An 8,740-nucleotide genomic window follows, 5' to 3' on the forward strand; every position below is an offset into this window, starting at 1 on the left:
CCACCAGCACCAACGCGCCCACCACCCACACGATCCAGCTCACGCGACCGATTCTGCCTGACGGCATCCTGCGACGATGCCACCGGTGTGCCGGTTCCGGGATGAGTGTCACATCACCCCCTGGCGGGCGGTGGCTACCAGCGGGGTGCGGTGGGGTCGAACTGCGGGTCGTGGACGCGGCGGTAGTAGCCGGTGTCGTCGCGTTCGGTGAGGCCGCGGGACAGGTACTGCTCGTGCAGGCGGGCGAGCGCGTCGCGGTCCAGTTCCACGCCGAGGCCGGGACCGGTGGGGACGGGCACCGCGCCGTCGGCGAACCGGAGGGTGCCGGCGACGATCACGTCGTCCTCGGCCGCCTTCCACGGCCAGTGGGTGTCGCAGGCGTAGGTGAGGTTGGGGGTGGTGGCCGCGAGGTGGGTCATGGCGGCGAGGCTGATACCCAGGTGGGAGTTGGAGTGCATGGACAGCGACAACCCGAACGTGTCGCAGATGCCGGCGAGTGTGGTGGACCGGCGCAGGCCGCCCCAGAAGTGGTGGTCGGACAGGATCACCTGGACGGCGTCCTCCTCGACCGCGGGCCGCAGGTGCTCGAACGCGACCACGCACATGTTGGTGGCCAGCGGCATCGGCGCCGCGCGGGCCACCCGCGCCATGCCGGCGATGCCGGTGGTCGGGTCCTCCAGGTACTCGAGCACCCCGTCGAGTTCCTCGGCGACGCGGATCGAGGTGCCGATGCTCCAGGCGCCGTTGGGGTCCAGCCGCAGCGGGTGGTCGGGGAACTCGACGGCCAGGGCGCGGATCGCGGCGATCTCCTCCTGCGGCGCGAACACGCCGCCCTTGAGCTTGATCGCGGTGAAGCCGTACTCGCCGACGATGCGCCTGGCCTGGGCGAGGAGCTGGTCGGGGTCGAGTGCCGCGCCCCACTCGTCGTCGGCGGCGCCGGGGTGGCCGGCCCACTTGTAGAACAGGTAGGCGCTGTAGACGACGCGGTCGCGCACGGCCCCGCCGAGCAGGTCGCTGACCGGGCGGCCGGTGATCTTGCCCTGGATGTCGAGGCAGGCCACCTCGAACGGCGACAGGACGCGGTCGGCGGTGCTGCTGGCGGTGACCATGCCGGCCATGCCGTGCCCGCCGGTGCCGCCGGTGTCGCCGGCGAGGGTCGCGTGGATCCGGCGGGCGAGTTCGTGGAGGTGCCAGACGTCGACGCCGGTGAGGTGGGTGGCCGCGGCACGCAGGCGGGTCAGGTGCCTGGCGTCGCCGTAGGTCTCGCCGAGGCCGTAGGTGCCGTCCTCGGCGACCACCTCGACGACGGCCCGCAGCGCGAACGGCTCGTGGACGCCGACGGTGTTGAGCAGCGGCGGGTCCCGGAACGCCACCGGCGTGACGTGTACGTCCTGGATGCGCACGCCGGCAGTCTACGGACGCCGGCGGACCCCTTCACTATCGTTGCCGCATGCCGAAGACCAGCGCCGCGCTGTTGTTGTTCCGCCGTGGGGAGTCCCTGGAGGTCCTCATCGCACACATGGGCGGCCCGTTCTGGGCGCGCAAGGACGCGGGCGCGTGGTCGATCCCGAAGGGCGAGTACACCGACGAGGAGCCGCTGGCGGCCGCGGTGCGAGAGTTCGAGGAGGAGATGGGGTCGCCGCCGCCGGAGGGGCCGGTGATCGCGCTGGGGACGGTCAAGCAGTCCGGCGGCAAGGCGGTGACGACGTTCGCGGTCGAGGGGGACTTCGACCTGGCGGGGTTCCGCAGCAACACCTTCGAGCTGGAGTGGCCGCGCGGGTCCGGGCGGCTGCGGGAGTTCCCGGAGGTGGACCGGGCGGCGTGGGTGAGCGTCGAGGTGGCGCGGGAGAAGCTGGTGAAGGGCCAGGTGCCGGCCCTCGACGCGTTGCGCCGGCACGTCGGTGGGGGTGACTAGCGCGCCGAGGCCGGTCAGTGTGGTACCGGGTCCGCGGCGGGGGTGTCGCGCACGTGTCGCCGGGTCGTGGGGCCGAGCCGGCGCAGGGCGCGTGTGAGGCGGGGGGCGAGTGGTCGTTCGACGTAGCGGTGCACGAGCCAGGCGAGGCCGATCATCGCGGCGGTGACCAGGGTGACGAGCAGTGGTGGCGGGAGGTGCCACTGCCAGGCGTGGAGCAGGGGGCCGCCGAGGTCGAGGTGGAGCAGGTAGAGGGGGTAGGTGGTGGCGCCGAGGACGACCAGCCACCGGCCGCGTACCCGGTCGAGCCGGCCGAGGGCGACGGCGGTGACCAGTGCGAAGCAGACGGCCAGGAGCACGATCGCGGGCCAGGCCGGCACGGGTGGTTGGCCGGGGTAGGACTCGAGGCCGGCGCGGTACCTGGCGGCCGGCACCGACAGCAGGAACGACGCGCCGAGGATGGCCCAGGTCAGGAGGGTGGGGCGGAACCGGTACATGAGGTAGCAGGCGATGCCGCCGGTGAACAGGGGGGCGTAGTCGGTCAGCAGGACGACGTGGACGAGGTCCCCGTCGGGCACGAGTGCCTTGGTGACCGTGACCGCGGCGAGCCAGGCCAGGCAGAAGCCGGCGACGCGCCGGTAGGTCAGGCCCCACGCGACGAGCAGCGCGAACAGCAGGTAGAACCGCAGCTCCGCCCACAGCGTCCAGTAGACCTCGGCGACGGGTGGTGTGCCGACGGCGTCCTGGAACATGGTGAGGTTGACCAGCGTGCCGGACCAGGTGACAGGTCGTGCGGGCCAGACGGTGAGCACGAGCGTGATGACGACGACGGACAGCCAGTACGCGGGGTACAGGCGGGCGGCTCGCGACACCAGGAACGCCCCGGCGCCGCGGCCCCACGCGCTCATGCAGATGACGAACCCGCTGTTGAGGAAGAACAGGTAGACGCCGAGCCAGCCGTAGGTGGCGGCCTGGGCGGGGAACAGGTCGGCGGCGGGGCGGCCCCAGACGCGGTCCATGGTGGTGAAGTGGTAGACCACGACGGACATCGCCGCGAGGAACCGCAGGCCGTCGAGCACCTCCAGCCTCGGACCGCGCGTCATCGGCCGCCTCCCTTGATCGCCTTCGCTCTCTACACGTGGGCGGGCGGCGTTGTGTTCAGGACTTTGTCGGGATCGGCCTCGGCCGATCGGTTCCGGCGGTCGGAGCCGCTCAGTACTTCTGCGCGGTGCCGGATCGCGGCCTGCACGGTGCCCGGCCGCGGCCGTCCGTGCCGCGGCCTGCACCGGCGGCGACACGGACGGCCCGGCGGCGGCCTCCAGGGCGAAGGACGCCCGGGTTGGGGCTGCCAGGACAGGTGTCAGTGGGCGTCCATGTGCTCGCGGAGGGTGCGGGGGCGCATGTCGGTCCACGCCTCGTCGACGTAGGCGCTGCATTCGGCCTGGGTGCCGGTGGGGCCCTCGGTGCGCCAGCCGGCGGGGATGTCGAGGTGGGCGGGCCACAGGGAGTACTGCTCCTCGTCGTTGACGAGGACGCGGTAGGTGATGTCGTCCCTCATGGTGTGGGTTCCTCTCTTTCGGTGCGCCGCGGGTAGTGGCGCAGGGTGGGGTTGACGGTGACGGCCAGGGCGGCGGCCGTCATGCCGGCCGTGCTGATGAGCACGGCGGTGGTCGGGGTGGTGGCCTGGGCGAGTAGGCCGCCGAGGGCGGGTCCGGCGGCCGCGGCGGCGCCGATGGCGACGTTGAGGGTGCCGCTGAGCCGGCCGCGCAGCTCGTCGGGGGTGAGGAGGAGTTGGTGGGTGATGATGGTCGTGTTGGCGGTGGGTGCCAGCAGCGCCATGAGGGCGAACAGGACGCCGAGCAGGTAGCCGTTGGTGATGGCCGCGGCCAGCGGGGACAGCGCGGCCAGTGCCCAGAACACGCCGGCGATGGCGGCGTGCGGGGACAGGCGGCGGTGCAGCCACGGGGCGAGCAGCGCGCCGAGCACGCCGCCGACGCCGAGCATCGCGGCCATGACGCCGATCTCCCCCGCCGGTGTGCCGTGCCGCTGGGCGAGGACGACGACCACGAGGTAGTAGGCGGCGAAGAACAGGTTGAGCGTGACCGCGCACACGGTCGTGACGCGGATTTCCTTGCGCTGCCACAGCCATCGCAGGCCTTCGGTGATCTCGTGGCCGAGCCGCCCGATCGGCGCGGGTTCGGTGGTGCGGGCGGGGGCGCGCAGGAACGCCAGGGTGGTGAACGCGACGAGGTGGGTGACCAGGTCGAGCAGGAACGGCGCCCAGCGGGTGATCCCGAAGAGCACGCCGCCGAGTGCGGTGCCGGTCATCTGGCCGATGGATGAGCGGGCGCTGTTGGTGGCGACGGCGGTCGCGAGCTGTGGTTCGGGCACGAGGGAGGGCAGGAGCGCGTCCTCGGCGGGTTCGAACAGGGCGCGGCAGGCGCCGAGCACCGCCGCCACCGCGGTCAGGTGGAGCACGGTCGCGTGGCCGAGCAGCAGCGCGGCGACGAGGCTGGCGAGTGCCAGTACCTGCGTGATCTCGCAGGCGAGCATGATGCGTCTGCGGTCCCAGCGGTCGACCAGTGCGCCGGCGGGCAGCGCGGTGACGGCCTGGGCGACCGCGTCGGCGGCCAGCACGAGCCCCGACGCGGCCGCCGACCCGGTCACGGCGAGCACGATGAGTGGGAAGGCGAGCATGGACGAGCTGAAGCCGATCTCGGCGCAGCCCTGCCCGACCCACAGCAGCGTGTAGTTGCGGTTGCGCACCAGGGGCCTGGTGTCCACGGGGGTTGTGGTCATCGGACGTCTCCCGCGATGGCGCGCAGTGCTTCGGCGAAGTCGGTCGCGACGGCCTGGATGGTGGCGCGGTCGAAGTGGTCGGCGCGGTAGTACCAGGCGAACGACAGCAGGCCGTCGGTGACGTCGCCGACGACGTCGACGAGGTTCTCGCTGTGGTCGGCGGGGTCGTGGTCGGCGCCGATGGCGGGCAGGGTCGCGCCGAACAGGCTCGCGTCCTCGTTCTCGGCGCGGGCGTCGAACTGGCCGAGGTAGTTGAACGACAGCCGCGGCAGCGGGCCGGGGGTGTCGAGCCGGCCGAGGTGGTGCAGGGCGCCGTAGCTGAACCCGTTGCCGGGCACGGTGCGCAGCTGTTTGCGGACGCCGCGGACGAGGTTGCGCCAGTTGTCGGGTTCGTGGTCGGGGACGGTGACGGCGACCGGGAACATGGTGGTGAACCAGCCGACGGTGCGGGACACGTCGAGGTCGAGGACGTCCTCGCGGCCGTGGCCTTCGAGGGTGACCGCGACCCGGTCGCGGCCGGTCCAGCGGGCGAGTGCCCGGGCGAGCGCGGCGAGCAGCACGTCGTTGACGCGGGTGCGGTAGGCGGTGGGCGCGGCCCGCAGGAGCGCGGCGGTGTCCGCTTCGTCGAGGGTGACCTCGATGGCGTCGGTGCTGGGGGCGCCGTCGGGTTCGCGGTCGCCTGGGAGGTCGCCGCTGCCGCCGGCCTGCTGCCAGTGCGGCAGTTCGTGGTCGAGGGCGCCGGTGGTGACCAGTTCGGTCAGTGCGGTGGACCAGCGTTGCCAGGAGGTGGTCTTGGCGCCGAGGTCGACGGTCTCGCCGCGCAGCGCCTGGTGGTAGGCGGTGTCGAGGTCGTCGAGCAGCAGGCGCCAGGAGACGCCGTCGACCACGAGGTGGTGGGCGACCAGCAGCAGCCGGGGGTGGTTGGCGTCGGCGAACCGGAAGAGCACCGCCCGCAGCAGCGGGCCGGTGGCCAGGTCGAAGCCGGCGTGGGCGGCGTCGGCCAGCTCGAGCACGGCGGGGTCGGCGGGGTCGGGCAGGTCGTGGACGTCGAGGACGTCGACCGGCTCGTGTCGGGCGTGTTCGGCGTGCCAGCCGGCGTCGTCCTGGTGGAACCGCAGGCGTAACGCGTCGTGGTGGGCGATGAGCGCGTCGAGCGCGGTGCGCAGGGCCGCGAGGTCGGGCTCGGTGGGCAGCTCGACGTGGTGGGCCTGGTTGAAGTGGTGCGGGTTGGTCCGCCCGGAGGTGAAGAACCAGTGCTGGATCGGGGTGAGCGGCGCGGGCCCGACGACCTCGGCGCGGTCCTCGACGCCGGCGTCGACGGACACGCGCCCGGCGAGTTCGGTGATGGTCCTGGCCTGGAAGAGGTCCTTGGTGGTCAGGTAGAGCCCGTGGCGGCGGGCCCGGGCGACGACCTGGACGCTGAGGATGGAGTCGCCGCCGAGGGCGAAGAAGTTGTCGGTGACGCCGACCCGGTCGATGCCGAGGACGTCGGCCCACACCTGGGCGAGTGTGGACTCCACCGGGGTGGTGGGGGCGACGTAGTGGGCTGCGGCGGGTGCGAGGTCGGGTTGGGGTAGGGCGCGACGGTCGACTTTTCCGTTGGGGGACATGGGGAGTGCGTCGATGACGGCGAACCCGGTGGGCACCATGTACTCGGGGAGGCGTTCGGCGAGGAAGTCGCGTAGCTCGCCGCCGGTGGGCGCGGGGTCGGCGACGACGTAGCCGAGGAGTCGTTTGTGGCCGGCGGTGTCGGGCCGGACGGCGGCGACGGCGTCGGTGACGTCGGGGTGTTCGCGCAGGGCGGCCTCGACCTCGCCGAGTTCGATGCGGAACCCCCGCACCTTGACCTGGTCGTCGGCGCGGCCGAGGAACTCCAGTTCCCCGTCGCGGTTCCAGCGGACCAGGTCACCGGTGCGGTACATGCGTTCCCCGGGTGCGCCGTGGGGGTTGGCGAGGAACCGGGACGCGGTCAGGCCCGGGCGGCCGAGGTAGCCGCGGGCCAGCCCGACGCCGGCGACGTGGAGTTCGCCGGGCACGCCGACGGGCACGGCGCGCAGGTCGTCGTCGAGGACGAGCGCGCGGGTGTGCCAGATGGGCCGGCCGATGGGTGGGGTGCCGCGGTCGGGTGGCAGGGGTTGTGACCAGGTGGCGACGACGGTGGCCTCGGTGGGGCCGTAGGCGTTGATGAGCCGCCTGCCCGGTGCCCATTGCCGGACGAGGGCGGCCGAGCAGGCGTCTCCGCCGACGACCAGGGTGGCCAGGTCGGGGAGGTCGGTGTCGGGCACGGTGGCCAGGGCGACCGGCGGGATGAGGGTGTGGGTGACGCGGTAGTCGCGCAGCACCGCGGCGAGGTGTTCGCCCAGCAGCGGTCCGGGTGGCGGCACGACGATGGTCGCGCCGTGCGGCAGTGCGAGGCACAGTTCCAGCACGGAGGCGTCGAAGCTGGGTGAGGAGAACGCGAGGACGCGGTCGCCGGGTCGCACGGCGAACCGGTCGGCTTCGGCGTGGGCGAAGTTGGCGAGGCCGGTGTGGGTGACGACGACGCCCTTGGGGCGGCCGGTGGAGCCGGAGGTGTAGATGACGTACGCCGGGTTGGTCAGCTCGGCGACCGCGGGTTCGGCCTCGGGTTGTCCGTCCGGTGTGGACACCTGGGTGGGGTCGTCGATGACGAGCACGGGGTGGGCGTCGGCGAGCATGAACTCCTTGCGGTCGGGCGGGTAGTCCGGGTCGACGGGGAGGTAGGCGGCGCCGGTCGCGGCGACGGCGAGCTGGGCGATGACGAGTTCCGCGGAGCGGGGCAGTACGAGGGCGACGACGGTTTCGGGGCGTGCGCCCTTGGCGGCGAGCACGCGGGCCAGCCGGTCGGCGCGTGCCGCCAGGTCGGTGTAGCTGAGGGTGAGGTCGCCGGCGATGAGCGCCGGGGTGTCGGGGGTGCGGGCGACCTGGGCGCGGAACAGCTCGGTCAGGGTGGCGGGTGCGATGTCCGGGCCGGCGTCGTGCCAGGACCGGACCAGGGCGCGTTCGGTGTCGGTGACGACGTCGATGGCGCCGACGGGCACGGTGGGGTCGGTGGCCGCGGCGGTCAGGACGCGGTCGAGCCCGGTGGCGAGGCGGCGCGCGGTGGCGGCGTCGAACAGGTCGGTGTTGTAGGTGAGGGTGGCGCCCAGCGAGCCGTCGGCGATCTCGTGGAACTCGACGGTCAGGTCGTAGCTGGCGGTGACGACGGGGAACTCGACGTCGGTCGCGGCGAGCCCGGCGAAGTCCTCGGTGCGGTCGGTGGCGTTCTGCAGCACGACCATGGCCTGGAACAGCGGTGTGCGGCTGGGGTCGCGGTCGGGGTCGACGGCGTCGACGACCCGTTCGAAGGGCACGTCCTGGTTGTCGAACGCGGCCAGCGCGGTCTCCCGGACCCGCCGCAGGTGGTCGGTGAAGGGCAGGCGCGGGTCGACGGGGGTGCGCAGGGCGATGGTGTTGACGAAGAACCCGACGAGGCGCCGCAGGTCGGGGTGGGCGCGGCCGGCGGAGACGGTGCCGACGGCGAAGTCGTCCTGGCCGCTGAAGCGGTGCAGCAGCACGGTGGCCGCGGCGACCAGCGCCAGGAACAGTGTGCCGTCCTGGGCTCGGGCGAGTGCGCGCAGCGCGTCGGCGACCCGGGCGGGCACGGTGAGTTCGAGCTGCGCGCCGGCCGTGGTGTGCGTCGGGGGCCGGAGCCGGTCGGTGGGCAGCTCGAGCGCGGGCACGCCGGCCAGCACGCGCCGCCAGTGCGCCAGCTGGGTGTCCAGGACGTCGCCGCGGCCGCGTTGCCAGGCGGCGAAGTCGCGGTAGCGGACCGGCAGGTCGGGCAGTTCGGCCGGGGTGGCGGTGACGTGGGCGCGGTAGAGCTCGGCGAGGTCGGCCACAATGACGCCGGCGGACCAGCCGTCGGTGATGACGTGGTGGGCGGTCAGGGCGAGCACGTGGTCGTCCGGGGCGATCCGGTGCACGGTCGGCCGGAAGAGCGGCCCGGCGGCGAGGTCGAAGGGTTGCGCG

Annotated in this window: 6 protein-coding genes; 1 reads left to right on the top strand and 5 read right to left on the bottom strand. The window is 73.2% G+C overall.

The genetic code is table 11. The features are described 5' to 3' along the window. Positions 1-134 precede the first annotated feature (134 nt). The gene (locus ACJ73U_RS01580; protein WP_407775670.1) at positions 135-1,403 is read right to left on the bottom strand and encodes a glucarate dehydratase family protein; all 1,269 of its coding nucleotides are present in this window, start codon (positions 1,401-1,403) and stop codon (positions 135-137) included. 47 nt (positions 1,404-1,450) lie between these two features. On the opposite strand from ACJ73U_RS01580, the gene ACJ73U_RS01585 reads away from it, so the two are divergent. Further along, positions 1,451-1,915 carry an NUDIX domain-containing protein gene (locus ACJ73U_RS01585; protein ID WP_407775671.1) on the top strand — a complete coding sequence of 155 codons (465 nt, stop codon included), beginning with the start codon at positions 1,451-1,453 and terminating at the stop codon, positions 1,913-1,915. A 14-nt stretch (positions 1,916-1,929) separates the two neighbouring features. On the opposite strand, the gene ACJ73U_RS01590 is transcribed toward ACJ73U_RS01585, so the two are convergent. The 4 genes from ACJ73U_RS01590 to ACJ73U_RS01605 all read right to left on the bottom strand — a co-directional run. After that, on the bottom strand, positions 1,930-3,015 hold the full coding sequence (locus ACJ73U_RS01590; RefSeq protein ID WP_407775672.1) for an acyltransferase family protein: 1,086 nt from the start codon (positions 3,013-3,015) through the stop codon (positions 1,930-1,932). A 257-nt stretch (positions 3,016-3,272) separates the two neighbouring features. Next, on the bottom strand, positions 3,273-3,470 hold the full coding sequence (locus ACJ73U_RS01595) for an MbtH family protein (protein ID WP_407775673.1): 198 nt from the start codon (positions 3,468-3,470) through the stop codon (positions 3,273-3,275). After that, the gene (locus tag ACJ73U_RS01600; protein WP_407775674.1) at positions 3,467-4,711 is read right to left on the bottom strand and encodes an MFS transporter; all 1,245 of its coding nucleotides are present in this window, start codon (positions 4,709-4,711) and stop codon (positions 3,467-3,469) included. Before ACJ73U_RS01600 ends, ACJ73U_RS01595 begins: the two co-directional genes overlap by 4 nt. Continuing rightward, on the bottom strand, positions 4,708-8,740 hold a 4,033-nt coding region (locus ACJ73U_RS01605), incomplete at its 5' end, for an amino acid adenylation domain-containing protein (protein WP_407775675.1). The genes ACJ73U_RS01600 and ACJ73U_RS01605, both read right to left, overlap by 4 nt.

This window comes from Actinophytocola sp., from assembly GCF_045807065.1.
GTDB lineage: Bacteria > Actinomycetota > Actinomycetes > Mycobacteriales > Pseudonocardiaceae > Actinophytocola.